16 protein-coding genes are annotated in these 16473 nt (G+C 42.5%); 8 read left to right on the top strand and 8 right to left on the bottom strand.

Going from position 1 to position 16473, the window contains the following annotated elements:
* Positions 1 to 3: 3 nt before the first annotated feature.
* Both DFR63_RS06555 and DFR63_RS06550 read left to right on the top strand, forming a co-directional pair.
* The gene (locus DFR63_RS06555; protein WP_245954152.1) at positions 4 to 864 is read left to right on the top strand and encodes a metallophosphoesterase; all 861 of its coding nucleotides are present in this window, start codon (positions 4 to 6) and stop codon (positions 862 to 864) included.
* The gene (locus DFR63_RS06550) at positions 861 to 1493 is read left to right on the top strand and encodes a LysE family translocator (RefSeq protein ID WP_115885145.1); all 633 of its coding nucleotides are present in this window, start codon (positions 861 to 863) and stop codon (positions 1491 to 1493) included. Before DFR63_RS06555 ends, DFR63_RS06550 begins: the two co-directional genes overlap by 4 nt.
* Positions 1494 to 1658: 165 nt before the next feature.
* Here DFR63_RS06550 and menC read toward each other — a convergent pair whose 3' ends face one another.
* Together menC and DFR63_RS06540 are read right to left on the bottom strand one after the other, a co-directional pair.
* Positions 1659 to 2798 carry an o-succinylbenzoate synthase gene (gene menC / locus DFR63_RS06545; protein ID WP_115885144.1) on the bottom strand — a complete coding sequence of 380 codons (1140 nt, stop codon included), beginning with the start codon at positions 2796 to 2798 and terminating at the stop codon, positions 1659 to 1661.
* Between the two features lie 19 nt (positions 2799 to 2817).
* Positions 2818 to 4242 carry a YfcC family protein gene (locus DFR63_RS06540; protein ID WP_115885143.1) on the bottom strand — a complete coding sequence of 475 codons (1425 nt, stop codon included), beginning with the start codon at positions 4240 to 4242 and terminating at the stop codon, positions 2818 to 2820.
* 92 nt (positions 4243 to 4334) lie between these two features.
* Here DFR63_RS06540 and DFR63_RS06535 point away from each other — a divergent pair, with 92 nt between their 5' ends.
* Together DFR63_RS06535 and DFR63_RS06530 are read left to right on the top strand one after the other, a co-directional pair.
* On the top strand, positions 4335 to 5447 hold the full coding sequence (locus DFR63_RS06535) for an amidohydrolase (protein WP_115885142.1): 1113 nt from the start codon (positions 4335 to 4337) through the stop codon (positions 5445 to 5447).
* A 79-nt stretch (positions 5448 to 5526) separates the two neighbouring features.
* Positions 5527 to 6411: an SDR family oxidoreductase gene (locus DFR63_RS06530; RefSeq protein ID WP_115885141.1), complete on the top strand. Its 885-nt coding sequence runs from the start codon at positions 5527 to 5529 to the stop codon at positions 6409 to 6411.
* Positions 6412 to 6604: 193 nt separating this feature from the next.
* Here the strand turns inward: DFR63_RS06530 and DFR63_RS06525 are convergent, their stop codons facing one another.
* The 4 genes from DFR63_RS06525 to DFR63_RS06510 all read right to left on the bottom strand — a co-directional run bounded on the left by DFR63_RS06525 (position 6605) and on the right by DFR63_RS06510 (position 10697).
* Entirely contained in the window at positions 6605 to 7195 is a 591-nt protein-coding gene (locus tag DFR63_RS06525; protein WP_211313785.1) for a hypothetical protein, read from the bottom strand.
* Between the two features lie 93 nt (positions 7196 to 7288).
* Positions 7289 to 7534 (bottom strand): hypothetical protein, encoded by a 246-nt coding sequence (locus tag DFR63_RS06520; protein WP_115885140.1) that lies wholly within the window; start codon positions 7532 to 7534, stop codon positions 7289 to 7291.
* Positions 7535 to 7603: 69 nt separating this feature from the next.
* On the bottom strand, positions 7604 to 10243 hold the full coding sequence (locus DFR63_RS06515; protein WP_115885139.1) for an MMPL family transporter: 2640 nt from the start codon (positions 10241 to 10243) through the stop codon (positions 7604 to 7606).
* Positions 10227 to 10697: a MarR family winged helix-turn-helix transcriptional regulator gene (locus DFR63_RS06510; RefSeq protein ID WP_115885138.1), complete on the bottom strand. Its 471-nt coding sequence runs from the start codon at positions 10695 to 10697 to the stop codon at positions 10227 to 10229. Before DFR63_RS06510 ends, DFR63_RS06515 begins: the two co-directional genes overlap by 17 nt.
* Positions 10698 to 10854: 157 nt before the next feature.
* Here DFR63_RS06510 and DFR63_RS06505 point away from each other — a divergent pair, with 157 nt between their 5' ends.
* The 3 genes from DFR63_RS06505 to DFR63_RS06495 all read left to right on the top strand — a co-directional run bounded on the left by DFR63_RS06505 (position 10855) and on the right by DFR63_RS06495 (position 13733).
* Positions 10855 to 11847 (top strand): hypothetical protein, encoded by a 993-nt coding sequence (locus DFR63_RS06505; RefSeq protein WP_115885137.1) that lies wholly within the window; start codon positions 10855 to 10857, stop codon positions 11845 to 11847.
* 122 nt (positions 11848 to 11969) lie between these two features.
* Positions 11970 to 12893, top strand: coding sequence for an EamA family transporter RarD (gene rarD / locus DFR63_RS06500; protein WP_115885136.1), 924 nt, complete (start codon positions 11970 to 11972; stop codon positions 12891 to 12893).
* Between the two features lie 69 nt (positions 12894 to 12962).
* The gene (locus DFR63_RS06495; protein ID WP_115885135.1) at positions 12963 to 13733 is read left to right on the top strand and encodes a hypothetical protein; all 771 of its coding nucleotides are present in this window, start codon (positions 12963 to 12965) and stop codon (positions 13731 to 13733) included.
* Positions 13734 to 13910: 177 nt separating this feature from the next.
* On the opposite strand, the gene DFR63_RS06490 is transcribed toward DFR63_RS06495, so the two are convergent.
* On the bottom strand, positions 13911 to 14837 hold the full coding sequence (locus DFR63_RS06490; protein WP_115885134.1) for a VOC family protein: 927 nt from the start codon (positions 14835 to 14837) through the stop codon (positions 13911 to 13913).
* A gap of 74 nt (positions 14838 to 14911) precedes the next feature.
* On the opposite strand from DFR63_RS06490, the gene DFR63_RS06485 reads away from it, so the two are divergent.
* Complete coding sequence (locus DFR63_RS06485) at positions 14912 to 15550, top strand: alpha/beta hydrolase (protein WP_115885133.1); 639 nt, start codon at positions 14912 to 14914, stop codon at positions 15548 to 15550.
* Here the strand turns inward: DFR63_RS06485 and DFR63_RS06480 are convergent.
* Positions 15545 to 16396, bottom strand: coding sequence for a Cof-type HAD-IIB family hydrolase (locus DFR63_RS06480; RefSeq protein ID WP_115885132.1), 852 nt, complete (start codon positions 16394 to 16396; stop codon positions 15545 to 15547). The genes DFR63_RS06485 and DFR63_RS06480 overlap by 6 nt on opposite strands.
* Between the last annotated feature and the right edge of the window lie 77 nt (positions 16397 to 16473).

Here is a 16473-nt window from a genome sequence, read left to right as displayed (position 1 = left end):
AAAATGAAAATGTTAAATAAAATAAAACTGAGCCAGCTAATTCTTGGTTTTATCATTGCCTCGATCCGGTTTTTGTGGACTGAAGATAAACATATTGTGACTACACATTACAAATATACATCAAAAAAAGTTCCAAAAGAATTCGACGGTTATAAAATCGTGCAGGTATCCGACTATCATAATGCTTATTTTGGGCGGCGTTCGAAACATCTGCTTAAAGCTGTTAAAGAGGCTAATCCCGATATAATCGTTATTACGGGTGATGTTGTAGACCGCCGGACTCCGTACTTAAAACGCGCAGCGGTTTTAATCGAAGAAATTACTCAAATACAAAAGACATTTTATGTAACAGGGAATCATGAAGCCCACTACAGACATTTTAATAAGCTGTATGATGTAATCGGCAAATCCCGGGTTCATAATATTACGAAGCGCAGCGCAGAACTTGAACGGGATGGTGAGAAAATTAATATTGCCGGCATTAATGATGTCTGGTTTTTTGGGGACGAGGCAAATCCAAAAACGTACCGGGATTTTAAAAACGAACTTGCAGCTAAAGCTCGGGAGCTGCCTCACGATTTTACAATACTGCTTGCGCACCGGCCGGAACTGCTGCCGGTGTACAGTGCAAATGATGTTGACCTTGTGTTTTGCGGTCATGCGCACGGCGGTCAGATCCGCCTGCCTGTAGTTAAAGGGCTGTATGCACCGCATCAGGGTGTGAATCCGAAATATACAGAGGGCATGCACGAGCAAAACGGTACAACGATGGTGGTGAGCCGAGGGCTCGGCAACAGCCGTTTCCCATTCAGAGTATTTAACCATCCGGAGGTTGTCGCAGTTGAATTGAGGTCTGAAGCATGAATGAATTAATATCATATATTTTAGTCGTAACAGTGCTGACGGTAATGCCGGGCGCAGATTCAATGATTGTAATGAAAAACACACTGGTATATCAAAAATCGGCAGGGCGTATGACGGTGTTTGGAATATTGGCGGGACACTTTTTGTGGATTGTAGTATCGATTCTCGGGCTTGCCGTTATTATTACGAATTCCCCGCTCTTGTTTAATATTGTTAAGTATATGGGAGCCGCGTATTTAATTTACATCGGTGTGAAAAGCTTTATGGCGAAAACACTTGTTTCAGCATCATACCTGGATAATGCTGGAGATGAAGAAACAAAATCGAACGGTCTCCGTTCATCTTATATGAACGGTTTTATAAGCAATATACTGAATCCTAAAGTACTCATATTTTATATTACAATTCTGCCCCAATTCGTTGTGCAGAATTCAGAAGTAACCGAAGTTTTTCAATTAATAATTTTAGCAGGTATTATGCTGGTTATTTCGATGAGCTGGTTTCTGCTCGTCGTTGAAACTGTCAATTATATGAAGCGCTGGCTGCACAAACCGGGCTTCCAGAGTATGCTCGGCAAAGGTGCGGGAATCATCATTATTTTATTTGGAATCCGGACAGCCTTGTCCTAGAGAAACTCGTCCATATCAAAAAAGCACTGCCGTCTGAATTCAGGAGGCAGTGCTTTTTGCATATTAATTTAAGAGTTACAGTCGTTTAAATACCGGGTCAGCAGCTGGCTGTATAAATCGATGAAGGTAAGATAAGCATCCTTTTTATTTATTAAAGATAAGTACTTAGTTATGCATAATCATATCGAGTGTATCGTCTTCTGTAATTGTTTCTGTTTTAACTAAATACTGTTCCATTTTGCCGAAATCAACTTCCGCTCCGATGCCGGGCTGCTCGCTGACTTTAACAACACCATTCTCTGCGACAACTTCCGGTGTAATGATATCTTCAAACCAGTATCTTGAAGAAGAGGCTGTATCGCCCGGCAGAGTGAAATTGCTTAACGTTGTAATTGCCACGTTGTGCAGACGACCCACACCGGCTTCCAGCATGCCGCCGCACCATAATGGAATGTTATGCTTTTCTGCAAGGTCATGAATTTTTATCGACTGGGTAATACCTCCGACACGGCCGACCTTAACATTGATGATTTCACAGCTGCCGAGCTCAATTGCTGCAGCAGCAGATTCATATGAATCGATACTTTCATCGAGACAGACAGGTGTTTTAATTTGTTTTTGAAGTTTCGCGTGATCGATTATATCACCTGCCATTAAAGGCTGTTCAATCATCATCAGATTAAACTCATCCAGAGCTTTCAGAATATCGATATCATCCAGCGTATACGCCGAGTTTGCATCGACCATCAGTGGAATATCCGGATAAACCTCGCGGATTTTGCGGACCATTTCAACATCTCGTCCGGGTTTGATTTTAACTTTAATGCGTTTATATCCTTCTTCGACTTTTTCGCCGATACGCTCAAGCAGCAGATCGTCAGTATCTTCGAGACCAAGTGATACACCGACATCTACTTCTTTTTTAGTCCCGCCCATAGCTTCGGCTAAAGTGATGCCTTTCTTCTTAGCGTATAAATCCCAGACGGCACCTTCAATTGAAGCTTTTGCCATATTGTTGCGTTTGAACGGTTTATAAATTTCCCATACTTCGTCAGGATGTGAAATCTCTTTATTGATAACGAGCGGACCGAAATACTTTTTCAAAGCGATAAGTGTCGCGTCCATGAACTCTTCAGAATAAAGTGGATCCTCACCGGAAACACATTCTCCAAAGCCGCTCAGGCCGTCTTCATCAATTGCCTCCACAATAGTGACAAAGCGCTTCTGCTGTGTACCAAATGATGTTGTGAACGGGTTTTTCATAGTCATTAAGAGCTGATGCAGTTTAATTTCTTTTATCTTCATTTTATAGCCTCCGTAAATTTTATACCGCCCCCCAGTTGATTGCCACGAGGACGATTAAATATATTATACCTAAAACATACCATATACCAACAAGCGGAAGCGCAAATTTCAGCCACTTTGTAAAAGGAATACCTGCGATTGCCAGATTGGCCATAAGAACTCCGGAAAGCGGTGTAATGATATTAGTGAAACCATCACCCATGGAGTAGGCCTGGACGGCTATTTGTCTCGGGAATTCCATCAGGTCAGCGATTGGTCCCATAATCGGCATAACAATTGCTGCCTGGCCACTGCCGGACGACACCAGAATGTTAAATAATCCGTTGCCTATAAACATGAGGACAGCACCTGTCGTACTCGAAAACGGATCGATTAAAGAAGCCATCCCGTTCACGACAGTATCCAAAATCATGCCATCCTCGAGGACAACTACTATGGAGCGCGCCATACCGATAATCAAAGCACCGTATAATACTGAATTAGCACCTTTTATAAATTCCTGAATAGACTGATTGACGCCGATTCGTGCAATAATCGTCGTCACAACCATAATAATTATAAAGACAGCGGCCATCTCAGTTAAGCTCCATGCTTCACCAAATGCACCAAACACACCTGCAACATATACAGTTATACCGAGTAATAGAGTGAGAAGAACCAGAATATGTGTCGTTGTCATTTCAGTTTTCCCTAGTTCTGTATCTCCGCTGTCCTTTGGAAATGGCTGGCTGCCGAGAATGCCTGCGTGCTGGTCTCTTTTTATCCGTTTGGAATACCAGATAACGTAAATCATAGTGACAATCAGTGTAATGATAAACATTAGAGTACGTTCAGGTGCGCCGGAAAACAGCGGGACGCCTGCAATCTGCTGAGCAAAACCTACTGTCAGAGGATCGAGAATCGACATGGCGAATCCGGTATATGCACCCAGATAAATAATCGAAACACCAATAATGGCATCCATTTTCATTGATTTGGCAAGTATAATACCTAAAGGTATAAACGCGATGACAGCATTAACGACTATGCCGAGTGTGCCGAAAATAGAAAAAATCAGCATAATCAGAACGATAAGCAGCCATTCTTTATTTTTAGTTATGCTGATAACTTTGGACATCATCGCATCCATGGCCCCGGTCTTCTCAATTACACCAAAGACCCCGCCTATAATTAAAACGAGAAATATTAAATCCGATGTACTCGTTAAACCTGTAACTATAGAAGAGAAGATATCCATAATACCCGCCGGATTTGAGTCGATAGTTTCATAAGTGCCCGGAACGATTGTATCGGGCCCGCTTTCCGAAGGTTCAGTTTCAAATTGACCCGCGGGAATAAGGTATGTAGCAATTGCCGCGATAATTAAAAAGATAAACATTATCCCGTAAGCGTCCGGAAATTGAAATTTCCTTTTCTTTTTCGGTTTATTTTTTTCGTTAGTCATCTAATCCTCCTACGATTTCAAATATTCATACAATTCAAAGTATGATATATTAAACAGTATAATAAAACCAAAAGTTTTGAAAGAGGGATTTCATGATCGGTACAAAAATATCTGAAATATTCAATCACGTGCATACAAATGCGGAACTGAGCAATGAAGAGTATAAAACGACGGATTACATATATGAATTTTTAAAAACTGAAGGCTTTGAGCCGGTTAAATTTAAAAACATCACAGGTCTGTACTGTGATGTCGGAAACTGGAGCGGGGATTACCCGCTGATAGGTATCCGTGCGGATATCGATGCATTGTATCAGGAAGTAAACGGCAAGCTTCAGGCGAATCATTCGTGCGGCCACGATTCGCATATTGCCATGGTTATCGGTGCAATGCTTAGAATAAAAGATCACGAAGCTTTAAAAACACGCGGTGTCCGTTTTGTCTTCCAGCCTGCTGAAGAAGTGGGGACGGGTGCACTTGATGTATTAAAAGAGGGTGTCATTGAACCTCTTGATTATATGTTCGGCATTCATCTGCGTCCGATTGAAGAAGCAGCGGACGGGTATTTATCGCCGAGTATAGAACATGGTTCTGCAGGCTCATTTGAGTTTAAAATTGTCGGTAACGATGCCCATGGTGCCCGCCCGCATTTAAACGACAATGCGATTGAAGTCGGTGCGGATATCGTCAATATGCTGTCAAAAATTCATATTAATCCGATGGTGCCTTCGAGCGCGAAAATGACGAAATTCATGGCGGGGTCGAAATCGCTGAATATTATTCCGGGTTCTGCGGAGTGCGGCATTGATGTCCGGGCACAGACAAACGAAGCGATGAAGGAACTGAAAGCCGGTGTGCGTAATATTTTAAGCAGCATCGAAGAACTCTACGATGTGAAAATCGAAGATCTTGAAGAGTCGAGCATCGTTGCAAGTGAAAGTAATGAAGATGCGATTGCAGTATTCCGCTCGGCGATTATCGATACAGCGGGTGAAGAAAAGCTGCTGGAACCGATTGTTACGAGCGGCGGGGATGATTTCCATAATTACACGGTCCAGTATCCAGAACTGAAAGGTGCTATGCTCGGGCTAGGCTGTGATTTGACTCCGGGACTGCATCATCCGTATATGACCTTCAACCGTGACCGGATGGAAACGGGAGCAGATGTTCTCTTTCAGACAATTTTAAATGTGCCTGCTGAATAAAAATAGGTTTAAACTCTTGAGCTAAGTGGAATAATACTGGTGTAAACAATATCGAAATTCTTGAAGGAGGATTTTATATATGTCAGCACCAAAAGATCCGAGAAATGAATTTTACACAGGCAATTATGATAAACAAAAACAGCCGTATCCCGGCGTTCAAAAAGAAATGGAACAAATTCCCGATTGCGGGGAAGAAACCTATAAAGGCACCGGACGTTTATCCGGCAGAAAAGCACTCGTAACAGGCGGCGATTCAGGTATCGGCCGCGGCGTAGCAATTGCGTTCGCCAAAGAAGGCGCGGATGTTGCAATTAACTATATGGAAGACGAACAGGCGGATGCCGAAGAAGTTAAAAAAGTCATCGAGGATGCGGGGCAGAAAGCTTATTTATTCCCGGGTGATTTACGTGATGAAAAATTTGCAAGACAGCTGATTCACGATGCAGCTGAATCGCTCGGCGGTCTGGATGCGCTTGTACTGAATGCATCTATGCAGCAGGCAGTGGAAAAATTTGCAGATTATACAGCAGAACACCTTGAAACGACTTATAAAATTAATGTGGTCGCACCTGTACTGCAGATGCAGGAAGCGGAAAAAGTAATGCCTGAAGGTTCAAGCATTATTATTACGACTTCAGTTCAGTCATTCTCGCCGTCAGCTCATATTGCTGATTATGCAATGACTAAAGCGGCACAGACGAACTTAATTAAATCACAGGCCCAGCACTTTATGGAAAAAGGCATCCGTTTAAACGGTGTTGCACCAGGTCCAATCTGGACACCGATTCAAATCTCAGGTGGTCAGCTCCAAGAAGCACTGCCTGAATTCGGACAGGATTCTTACCTTGGACGTGCCGGCCAGCCGGTGGAACTCGCAGCCACTTACGTACACCTTGCAAGTTCGGAATCAAGCTATACGACAGGACAGGTATACGGTGTAACAGGCGGACAGCCGATTAACTAATATAAGAAAAAAACCAAAACCTAGATTAAGGTTTTGGTTTTTTTGTGCTGTACATATTTTGTGATGTGAGAGCGGGGCTCGTTGGCTGAGTAAACAGTTTAGCCGGTCAAAGAAAAGAGCGCACGAATGCAGTAAGCATACTCTCTTTAAACAGCAGAACCCCGACCTTATGAAAAGTCCGGGGTTCTATTATTTAAATATCCCTGTTTAAATTCGGGTCGTTTGGATGCGAAGGGCGCGAGTGGTCATTATAATTATGTCCGGTACTTCCTGTTAAATCGTCTTCTTCATAAAAGCCGGTGCCGTCAAATTCATCTTTTAATTTTCGGCTGTAGAGGAAGAGAATAACAATGGCAGCAATCCCTGCAGTTACAACGTTCAAGAGCGCCAGCAGCACGCCGATGACCGGCTGCTTTACATATGCTGTAAAGATTCCGATGAATGCAATGGATTCCATCAGTAAGTACGTAATAACGAGGTCGCCGATTGAGAGCCCCATCATATACAGTACAAGTCCGGTAATCGCAAATGCGAGACCGATATGTTTCGGATCAAATGACCCTTTCTTTAAAATATTGCCGTCATAGCCTTGCCCGCCGATATAAAATGTTCCGAACGGGATGAAGGCGAGCCATGGCAGGTGATATGATTTAATTTCCGCCACTCTGAATAGGAAGTAACCCTGCAGCAGCCATTTCAGCAAGCCGATTATAAATATTACAAACAGTAAAAAAATCCCAAGCGCAGCTGCTCCGAAAAACAGTGCAATAAATTCCCAGCCCATATTCTCACATCCCTTTGTAAGTTATTTTCAGTATACCATTATCTCATCACAGACAAAATAAATAGGGACTGGAAGACCAGCCCCTGTATTCATTTACCTGTGTGAATTGTATATTCTCCGATTCATCCGTTCCGCGTGACGGTAGGCATTAATAACACCGTACAGCCATACAATAGGAAAGGTAATGAATCCGATTAAAAGATACATAAGCAGACCGTTGATTGCCTGTATGATAATGAGCAGTATACCTTTAAATATCTGTCCGTTATATATCTGTCCGAGACCAGTAATGAAAAAGCTGAGAACAGCAGCTATTCCGGAATTTTTAATTCCTGGCATATGGTCAGCCTCTCTTTCTGTTTAATTTCGTATAAAACTTATACCCGTTTTTTCAAGTTTTGAAACGTATTATCTGTCATCAAGACGGTCTTCGCGGGCCTTGCCGCCCGGCATTCTGAGCGGCCACCAGTTGCCGCGTTTCAATGTGACTATCATCGCGGGCACTAAGAGCGGCAGCACAACAAATGCATAGAACAGAAGCGCAAAAATAATAACGCTCGTTACCTGTACTAGTATCGCGATACCTGACGGATACAAGGCTGCGAATGTGCCAGTTAAAATAATTACCGCTGTAATAACGACAGTACCCATGCGGCGGATTGATGTTTCAATCGCATCGCGGATAGTACGGTATTTCACTTCTTCTCTGAAGCGGTCGATAATGAAAATAGAATAATCAATACCGAGAGCGACAAAAATAATTAAACTGAAGAACGGTACGGCCCAATTTAACTGATCAATACCGAACATTGACAGAATCCACTGGGATATCGCCATCGATGCAAAGTAAGTAATGAAAATCGAACCGATCATCATTACAGGCAGCACGAGTGATCTGAACAATACAGTCAGAATAATGAACAGTGTCACGATAAACAGAATGACAACATTTGTATAATCATCGCTCGTTACTGTATCGAGGTCCCTGTTCATGCTTGTCACACCAGAGAAATAAGCTTCTGTATCCGGACGGTCGAGGCGTGACAGCTCGCCGTGCACTGTTTCTTCAATATCATCCAGCACACCGATTGCTTCGTTGCTGTATGGATCCACTGCAAGAACGACGTTCATTTTAACAGCTTCGCCGTCAGCAAATGAGTATTGGTCGATGGCAGCTTCAAAATCGCTGTTTTCAAGCATTTCAGAAGGTATATTGATACCTGTCGTATCTACTGCATCGTTATTTTCAAAAGAAGTCATTAAATCACTGATATCTGTTAAGCCTTCATTGATTTCTTCAATACCCGATGACATTTCACCAAGACCCGCTGCGAGTTCTTCCATCTGTGCAGCAGCTTCTGCAGTCATCGTTTCCATTTGAGAATTTGCCTCTGAAACCCCTGCGGAAAGCTGATTCGCTCCCTGTGATAATTGCTGCAGCTGTTCAGCTGCTCCGTCTGTGTCTCCTGTTGCAGTTAGATACTGGCTGACACCGTCAATACCGTCGGAAATCTGATTAACGCCTGTTTCCAGTTCTGATAAATCGCCTCCGGCTGTCTCAGACCCTGCAAGCTGTTCATTAATATCTGACAAGGAAGCTGACATTTCAGTCAGTCCATCCTGAATTTCAGCGAGTCCTGAATTTGCTTCGCCAAGCTGATATGACACAGTCAGCTCGTCCATCTTATCGCCGACTGGTCTCGTCAGTGTCTGTACTTCAGTCACACCGTCGAGGTGGGATACAGCTTCAGCCACTGATTCCAGACGGGATAAACCATCTTCTGTGACCAGGTCTTCACCGCTTGTGAACAGAACCTCCACCGGGAATGTTGAACCTGCATCAAAACTATCGCTGATTACATTAACTGCATGAACGGCAGAGTAGGAATCGTCAAGTTCGGATAATGAATCGTATTGAACATTATCATCGTAGAAATAAATTAAGGCAATAAGTACCGCAACGACTGAAAAAATAACGCGTGTAGGATACTTAAGTGACAGCATGCCAAGCGGCGTCCAGATTTTACTTTCACCTGAATCCGACGTCTGTTTGCTCGGCCAGAAAATATATTTACCAAGCAGGGCCATCAGTGTCGGCAATACTGTAAATAGTGAGAGCAGCAGGGCGAGAATACCAATAGCTACGCCGACTGCCGAACGGTAAATTTCGAAGTTTGCAAAATAAAGAACTCCAAACAGGATTGCTCCTGAAATCCCGCTGATAAATACTGTCTTACCGGCTGTTCTGAAAGTATTGATGACAGCTTCATGCTTATCGTGGTGCTCAAGTTCTTCTTTAAATCTGTTTAACAGAAGAATGACGTAATCCGTCCCGATACCGAATAATATTACGATAAGGAAACTCTGTGTTTGCGGGGACACCGGGAAATCAAACCACTGCACGAACCAGCCGACAAACGACTGACCGAGCAGATAGGCAATGCCCACTGCAATAAGCGGAACAAATGGCGTAACGACTGAACGGAACATTACAAGCAGTACGATAATGATAATTGCTACTGTAAATATTTCCGTCGTCCGGACACCTTCCATAGCATCTTCTTCAAGCGTGCGCTGAATCATCTCATTGGATGTTATTGAAATATCAGCGTCCGTGTTATTCAGACTTTCTATTTCATCGGCATTATTCAGAATCTCAGGTGCTTCACCTGTATATTCCAGCGGAATCATTATAACGCCCGAATCTTCATTGATGAAGTTCTCCTGCATGTCCTCATTAAAAGTAAAAGGATTGATAACGTTATCCGTATAATCCAGACCTTCGAGTTCTTCTATATATGTTTCTATTTCTTCCTGATGTTCTGACGGCGCACTATCAAATTCAAGTACAGCCGACATCATTTCAATATCCTGATTGTGTTCCTCCAGGAACTGGCGGGCCTGTTCATTGGGCATATTATCAGGCAGCTGAACATCACCTTTCTCAGCAGCAAGCTGCGTTAAATTCGGTGAAATAATAAATGATACGACAGCAGCAATAATCATCAGCGCTGTAATCGGCCATTTAAATTTAAGCACGTGTTTCATCGTATAATCCTCCATCTATATTCATAATATTAACTATTGTGCGCGTTGCTTCCAGCAGCTTTTGTTTGTCTTTCTGGGGTATATCCTCCAGATGATCACCGATAACATGCCGAATATGGCCGATGACTTCACTGAGCAGATTTTTTGCTTTTGGCGTGAGTGAAACCAGTTTCGAACGGTTATCGTTTGTCAGCTGATTTTTTTTCATATTGATTAGTTTTTTCGTGCTGAGTTTTCTGAGCGCGTGTGCAATGGAACTTTTATGTACGTTCAGCGCTGTGGAAAGTTCGGTGGGTGTGGCTTCATTATGAAGATAAAGATATTCAATGATGGCCATCTGTTCTTTCGATATATGCATTTTTCTGACCGATTCGGTTACTTCTGAAAATATATGAGCATAACCATAGCCGAAAATGACAGTCAGATTGTCGATTGTCTGGTCTTCTGCCGTCATTAAGAATGCCAGTCCTTTCTTTAATCTTATTTAACAAGCAGAAATAGTTTAGCATGTACAACTAATTTCTGCAAAAGATAAAGTGTATTTTTTTATAATAAATGTATGTGTATAATCGAAGATGGGTATAAGTTTAAAAAAGGAGTGAAGTAAAGATATGTTTCAGTATGTTTCCTCATACAGAAGAAATGCCTCCGGCAATCATGGGAAAGTTATAGGTTTTACAATTTTACAGTCATTATTGTGTGTTGTGCTGCCATCGATTCTTATCTTCGGTGCCATGCTGCTGCCGCTGTTGCTGACGATGACAGATGTTAGCGGAGAAGCGGTCGGAGTTGCTGCAGGACTGTGGATTCTCGTCATGTTCCTCGTGTATATTCTCGTCATGATTTTCGTGATCTATCCTATTTTTGTAGGGATATTAAGATACTTTGCGAGTGCCTACAAAGGAAAAGAATTCTCTTTTGGCGAAGCCTACAAAGTTTTTAAAAAAGGGAATTATTCCAAACTGATTAAAATTGCCCTGCTCGTCTTTGTTTTATATTTTGTATTATCATTAATCATTGGTCTGATTGTTAATATTCTGATGACGGTTGTACTTATTCCGCTGATGCCGCTCGGCATGATGATGGAAGATCCAAATGCGGCGATGACCGGTGCATCAGTTGCCCTGATTATTACAGCGGTTGTACTGATGTTTATCGTTACGATTATTGCGTACATTCCGTATATCATTCTGTACATTTACTTTGCGACAGTATTCATGGTATATATTGACGAACCTCATATTCCAACCGTGGATAAACTGAAAGTCGCCTGGGATATTGTCTTCCGTTCAGAAGCCAGCATGATTAAATTATTCTTCAGCAACCTGCTGCTGTACATTCTGGTGTTTGCAGTAATGTTTATCATTATGATCGGACTCGGCTTAATCTCAGCATTTGTGACTAATTCTCCGGCAGTAATTTTAACGCTGTTTATCATCAGCGGTCTGCTGGCATTAATCTTTACCGTATGGATTTCATATCTGATTGTCGGTTCAATTGTGGCTTATTATTTTGCGGGCCGTGAATCTCTTGACCGTATGAAAGACATAAGAGCACAGGAATCTGCACCAGCTTATCAGCATGAAAATACAGATTTTGAGTAAGAATTTAAAGTTAAACCGCCGGATTTAAAAATCCGGCGGTTTTTATAATGGTTTAAATATTTGCATAATTCAATTTCGGAGTTAAGATATAATTTATACATAATAGAATTGTGGGTGAGTGAATGTCAGGGAAACAAAAAGGCATACTGTTTGTATCAGGTGCTTACATAATCTGGGGATTGCTCCCTGTTTACTGGCGTCAGATTGAGACGGTATCTCCTTATGAAATTATCGCACACCGTATATTCTGGTCTTTTATCTTTATGGTGCTGTACATACTTTTTACAGGCAGATGGCAATATTTAAAAACGAATTTAACGTTCATATTCAGCGACCGAAAAAAAGCTCTCAGTTTAGTTGCGGCGTCGATTATTATTTCTATCAACTGGCTGACGTATATCCTCGCTGTTAACCAGGGGCATATACTGGAAGCGGGACTCGGTTATTATATCAATCCGTTTGTCAGCATACTGCTCGCATTTTTTATTCTCAAGGAGCGGTTTTCAAAAGGCGAGTGGCTGGCGATTTTTATCGTGTCGCTCGGTGTTATTTATATGTCCCTTGGTGTGGGGCATATTCCATGGCTTGCTCTGACGCTGGCGGTAACTTTTGGAGTATACGGGCTGATCAAGAAAACAATTAATATCGACGCAACATATGCGCTGGCTGTGGAAACTGCAGTACTGGCTCCAATCGCGCTCCTGTATATACTGTATTTAAATGCTTCAGGGGTGAACACACTTGATTTAGGGCTTAACAGAGATACGATGTTTACGATGGGAACGGGTGTCGTCACAGCAATACCTCTCCTCTTATTCGCTCTCGGTGCTGTTAAGATCCCATTATCACTTACCGGGCTGCTCCAGTATATCGGTCCGACACTCATGCTCTTTATCGGCATCTTCCTCTACGGGGAATCGTTTACAGCTACACATCAAATTGCCTATGGATTTATCTGGGCAGGGCTGATTCTTTACACGCTGCTGCGCTTTAAAGCATCGCGTCCGCGCGGTCCAAAGGGGAAAGTCAAGCTGACTGATGATTAGCTTATCGTTAGATATAAAGATTACTCCATGTTACTATTTAGAAAGATTTTAGTGTGAGGGGAATGAGTCATGCGATATTTAAAGAACTTTGGCTTATTGTTGGCAGTAACAGGTATTTTGGCAGCATGTCAGAATGCTGTTCCCGGAGGCGGCAGTGAAATTATCACTGAAGAAAATGCCGTATCATCCGAAGAAGAAACCGCAGCTGAAATAGAAAATATAGATGAGCAGGAAATTGACGATCAGCAGTTAGCAGAAATTGTCGATAAAGCAAAAAAAATAAAGAGCTATAAAGCGGAATTGAATATGTCTGCGGCACTCGATGGTATGGAACCGCGCGAACTGAATGCGGAAATGCTGTTTATAAACAGTGAACCCCCGCAGCTTCTGCTCCGTTCTTACGGCGAAGACCGGACTATTTCAAAAAATGGAAAAACTTACTTTAACAACGATACAGAATGGGTCGATGTCAGCGATTCGGTCGATGTGAATTTACTCTACAGTGTGACGTATGATAATGCCGTGGCATCTTTTGCAGAAATAGCGTCTCATATGAAAACCGAGAAGCATGATGATAAGATTAATTACATTTATCATGGCAGTAACGAAGAAATATATGAAACAATTGAGTCATTAGTGCAGGTTAATTTTGGAGAAATGCATGTCGAGAACGTAAATTCAACAGTGGAAGTCACTGTTGATGAAGAAAGTAAGCGGATCGAAGAAATAAACTTTGAATCAGACGGCACAGATACGCATGGTACATTTGAGCTCGAGGGTGCAGCAACATTCGATGAATTTAATGAAGTGGACGAAATAGAAATTCCGGTAACGGAATAACTGTATATAAGAAGCGCGGCTGTCTCTTTCGAGAGACGGGCGCTTTTCTATTTGGAGGAAGATTCCGGGGTTTTCATAATCTGGTTTCATGCATATCCGCGGACTCTCAAAGTTCGCAGGAAAGAGCTTTTAATAACAAAAAATGCAGCCCTGAACAAGGCTGCAAAGTTTATAAAATTAATTCAGCGGATGAAGCCGCATTTCAATAAAGTCGCGATTTTCTTCAAGGAAAGGCGGTAATGATAAGTGCTCTCCTAAAGTTTCAAGCGGTTCATCAATAGTGAAGCCGGGTGAATCCGTTGAAATTTCAACTGTGATATTGCCGACGGCACTAATGTACAATGCTTTAAAGTAGTGACGGTCTACAATGCCGGAATTTCGCCATTTTTCTGCCGTGGCCTGCTCCAGAATTTCTGTCAGAGCGGTCTCATCTTTAACGCGAAGCGAAAAGTGGTGAACACTGCCGTAGCCTTGTTTTTCAACATTTGTTGTACGCGATTCAACTACAAAAACAGAGTCCTGACCGAAACGTACGCGGGCCTGTTCGGCATCATCAATATCCCCGTCATATTCACCGCCGAGCATTTGTAAAAACTGAACCATCGGTTTTAAATACTGGACGGTCAGTTCGACACCAAATATGCCGGTAATTGCATATTCTTCGGGAATATTTCCGCCTCCGGCGTATGGCTCAGAGTCGTGGTAGCCGGGATCGGCGAGAAGCGCAAAACGCTGACCTTCTTCGTCTGAGAACTTCATCATCGTTTCTCCGAAGTAATCGGTGATACCTTCGTGATAAACACCTTGTTCTTCCATGCGCTCTCTGAAATACTCAATAGCTTCGACTGATGGTACTCTTAAAATTGTACGGGAGATGGAGTTTGTTCCCGGTGTGTATTTTGGCGCCAGGCCGATTTCAAAAAATGTAACGTCTGTTCCAGGTGTCCCTTTGTAGTCGCTGTAAAATAAATGATACATATCAGGACTGTCCTGATTGACGGTTTTTTTAACCAGTCTGTGACCGAGAAACTGTGTAAAGAAATCGTGATTTTCAATAATATCTTTCGTAATTGCCGATACGTGATGAATGCCGTATGCGCTCACAATGCATCCTCCTTTAATCTCTTTGATGTTATTATATAATACAAGTATACGTATCTCTATTAGGAGGACTTGGCATGAAACATTTGTATATTAAATCGAGAAAAGAAAAGGCGAAAGAAACACTCATATTATTTCACGGCACCGGCGGCCGGGAGACTGATCTCTTGGAAGTCGCGACAACTGTAAACAGTGAAGCGAATATTTTAAGTTTCAGAGGAGATGTTGACGAGAACGGGCAGACACGTTTCTTTAAACGTTTATCTCTAAAACAGTACGACGAACAGAGTTTAAAAGAAGAAGGGGATAAAATTTACGGGGAATTAAAAAAACTGAGCGGCGATTACAATTTCGATCTTGGAAAAGCTGTTATCATCGGCTATTCCAACGGTGCGAACATCGCGGCTTATCTGATGCTGAATTACGATCTCGGTGTCAGGGGCGCAATGCTGATGCACAGCGCGTACCGCAGTGAAACAACCGGGAAAGATATGCTGTTTGATACAGATGTGCTGCTGACAGCCGGAGCGCAGGATATGGTCGCTACAGCCGGCGAATCTTACACACTGAAAAGAAAACTCGAAAACAAAGGAGCAAACGTCACGGTTAAATTAACGGACGGAGCCCATGAAATATCCCCTATGGAATTAATGGAAGGGCACGTCTGGTACATGCCGATTAAAAAATCCATAAGGGATGAAGATAAATTATTATAGATAGTTTTTTCTAAGATAGTGCTCGAGGCCGTCTTCATCACAGCTGAATTCGGTAACATCATCCGCAATTGCCTTGACATCTACTTTGGCATTTTGCATCGCAGTCGATTTTCCGGCAGCTTTAAACATTGGGATGTCATTCATGGAATCGCCGAACGCGTGAACGTCATCGATAGAAATATTCATCGTATCGACGAGGGTCATAAGGCCGGTGCCTTTATCAGTGCCGTAAACCATAATTTCAGAGTTGTGGTTTGATGTACGGTATATCTGATAGCCTGCATCAGATGTGAATTTTTCATTCAGCAGTGTAAACCAGCGTTCCAGCTTTTCCTTATCATTGCTGAAAAAATAAAACTTTATAATATCGGTCCGGTCGATTCCATCTTCGTCAATCCACTGTTCTGTACTGTTCAGCGTGCGCGCAGTACCGATATTTTCATATTCAAGCACAGTGGCGTCAGGTGTTTGTGTAAGGTCATCGACAGAATAATCGCGGTCTTCTTTAAATGTATACGGGCCGCCGTGTCTGCCGGTTGTCATTTCGTAGTAGATTTTGTGCTCGCGTACCTGCGATAATACGAATTCCACCTGGTCTTTTGAAAAAGCGGTATGTGAAAGCAGCGTATCGCCGTGGTGAACCGTCATGCCGCTTGCGGCGACATAGCCGTCAACGGGCACCCTGTGCGGCACTTTTTCATGGATCATCTGCAGTGAACGTCCGGTCGCGATAATAATTTTAATACCTTTATCGTGAACTTCCTGTAAAGTATCCGCAAGAGAATCTGGGAATTCACCTGAATTATTTAAAACCGTACCATCCAAATCGAGAGCAATTGCCTTCATATTTTGTAAAAGCTCCTATCTTCAGTTTATATTTTAAGATGCTGATGCTGTTTAAATTTTAGCATATTTCGGCATAT

Origin of the sequence: Jeotgalicoccus halotolerans (assembly GCF_003387165.1) — a bacterium.
In the GTDB taxonomy this organism is placed as follows: domain Bacteria; phylum Bacillota; class Bacilli; order Staphylococcales; family Salinicoccaceae; genus Jeotgalicoccus; species Jeotgalicoccus halotolerans.
This window is presented reverse-complemented; position numbering and strand designations above follow the sequence as displayed.